Below are 2151 nucleotides of genomic sequence, written 5' to 3' on the forward strand. Positions count from 1 at the left end.
CAATCGGACCTGCCGACTGCGCTCAACTCCCGCATCGTGCTGCGCGACGGCGACAGCGACGGCGGTTTCGACATCGCGATTTCCGCAACCGCCAAACCCGGCAACTGGCTGGCCGTCGCAGCGCCTGGCGCGTTCCGGCTGACGCTGACGCTGTTCGACACGCCGACGGCCGGCAGCTCCGGCCTGATCGACCTCACCATGCCGCGTATCGAGAAGACCGGGTGCGGCAATGTCTAGAAGGCTTGGATTTAGACGTTTGAGGTCGGTGAGTTCGAGAGCTGCGGAGCCGGTATCCCGGGGGTTCGCGCTGAAGGCGCTGCTGGCGGTGATCACCGGCTTGATCGGCGCGGCGCTGCTGCACCTGATCATCGTGCTGGCGCTGCCGAGTTTCAGTGAGCGCGACGCCTATACGCGGGTGCTGGCGGAAGGGGAGATCTTCCGCTTCTACCGGCTGGGAGAAAAGCCGGATCGCGCCGGGCTTGCCAAGGACGATCCGTTCGTCGATGCGACGGTCTGCGCCTTCGATATCTCCGACGGGCCGGTCCGGCTGACGGCCGCCAATGGCGGCGTGCCCTTCTGGTCGCTCGGCGTCTACGACCAGTCGTCGAACGAGGTGTTCAGCATCAATGACCGGACATCGGCCGGCGGCGTGCTGGATGTGGTGATTGCCTCCCCAGCGCAGACGACCGCATTGCGCAAGGCGCTGCCGCAGGCAGTCTCGCAGTCGATCCTGGTGGAAGCCAAAGAGACGGCTGGCTATGCCGTCCTGAGAAGTCTCGTCCCGCAACCGAGCTTTGCGGGTATCGTGTCGCAATTCCTGAACCAGGCAACCTGCGCACCGTTCGAATGGCGCTCCCGAAGCCGGTTCTGATGTCTGTCTTGCCGGCTATTCGGCGCGCACCGCGTGGTTTTCGGCCTTGCGGTCGCCCAGGTCTTCGAAACGCTCGTAACGCACGCCAGTGAACAGCAGGAGCTGCCCGGCATTGTCGCTTTCGCCGATCTTGATCTGCGGCCGGCGCTGATGCTCGCTGCGCCATCTGTTCAATATTACGATCTCTGCCATGCTCGTCTCCGTTTAAGGAATTCGAGACGGATGAAGACGGACCGATCTCACCCTGCCCTCTCCAAGGGCCTGACGCATCCCGAGATAGAAGTTCGGGCATCCGCGCCTTTCTCGCCTGTGCGCCTTGTTCGAAAGCGCAACGACATTTCGACATGGACGGCCGGTTCCGCCTGAACCGGCCGTTATGGAGAAGGTCCCAGGGACGCGGGGCCATCCGGTACTTGAAACCCGGCAAAACACACGCCGGTTACCCCATGATTCAGCCAGACCACCGTTAACAATTCCTTACTGCTAATATAGCAGTTGCTACCGGTGGATGTCTGTTGTCCGCAGCCAAAACGCAGGAGCCTCGGTTTGGTTCACCGCCTCCGCAGGCGCCGATCGCAGCCGCAATTTCCTGGCCGAAACAGGGAAACTGCAAGAAATCACGGACGTATCAAAACGATCCATTTTCACAGACCGTTAACCCTCCAAGAGTTAGCATCCGGTTAAACCAAGGCGACACCATTCTGCAGATGTTCTCACAGCTGCGTGAGCGGGCGCGCGCCACCGGGAGTTTCCCAGGCAAGGTACGATGAGAGCGCCAGGCGGGCTTTTCCGGCACACCTGATCGGCGTTCGGCACTCCGGATTTGTTTTGCGTTGATTGCGAGTTTGCCAGTGACGAATGAGTTTCGAGACCTTGAAAGGCCCCAGGCCATGCGTAAGAAGGATGTGGTGCTGATGGCCACGGTGACGAGCTTCGAAAGCCTACCGTACCCTTCGCGGTCGGAGCTTCGACAGTTCGCCGAGCTCTTCGCCCCCTTGTTTTCCGCATCGTCCGAAGAAGCCCGCCGCGATGCGGTCGCGGCCCTCTCCCAGTGCAAGAACATACCCCCCGCCGTCGCCTTCTTCATCGCCAGCCAACCGATCGCGGTCGCGGCCCCGTTCCTGACCTCCTCGACCTGCCTTTCCGACGATGCGCTGATCGCCATCGCCCGCACCCAAGGGGAAGCGCATGCCCGCACCATCGTGCGCCGCGAAGCGCTGTCGCCGACGGTGATCGACGCGCTGGTGGGCTTGCGCTACGACCGCAACACCCGCCGCGAT

The 2151-nt window shown here is 62.3% G+C and carries 3 protein-coding genes and 1 pseudogene; 3 read left to right on the plus strand and 1 reads right to left on the minus strand.

The window, feature by feature from the left end; genetic code table 11:
• Positions 1-237, plus strand: a pseudogene (locus MOV61_RS29585) (hypothetical protein); the annotation flags it as partial.
• A gap of 28 nt (positions 238-265) precedes the next feature.
• Positions 266-871 carry a DUF1254 domain-containing protein gene (locus tag MOV61_RS29590; protein WP_247139131.1) on the plus strand — a complete coding sequence of 202 codons (606 nt, stop codon included), beginning with the start codon at positions 266-268 and terminating at the stop codon, positions 869-871.
• A 15-nt stretch (positions 872-886) separates the two neighbouring features.
• Here the strand turns inward: MOV61_RS29590 and MOV61_RS29595 are convergent, their stop codons facing one another.
• Entirely contained in the window at positions 887-1063 is a 177-nt protein-coding gene (locus MOV61_RS29595) for a hypothetical protein (protein ID WP_155414678.1), read from the minus strand.
• A 698-nt stretch (positions 1064-1761) separates the two neighbouring features.
• Between MOV61_RS29595 and MOV61_RS29600 the strand changes: the two genes are divergently transcribed.
• On the plus strand, positions 1762-2151 hold a 390-nt coding region (locus MOV61_RS29600), incomplete at its 3' end, for a DUF2336 domain-containing protein (RefSeq protein WP_247139132.1).

This window comes from Neorhizobium sp. BETTINA12A (genome assembly GCF_023006485.1).
Lineage (GTDB): Bacteria > Pseudomonadota > Alphaproteobacteria > Rhizobiales > Rhizobiaceae > Neorhizobium.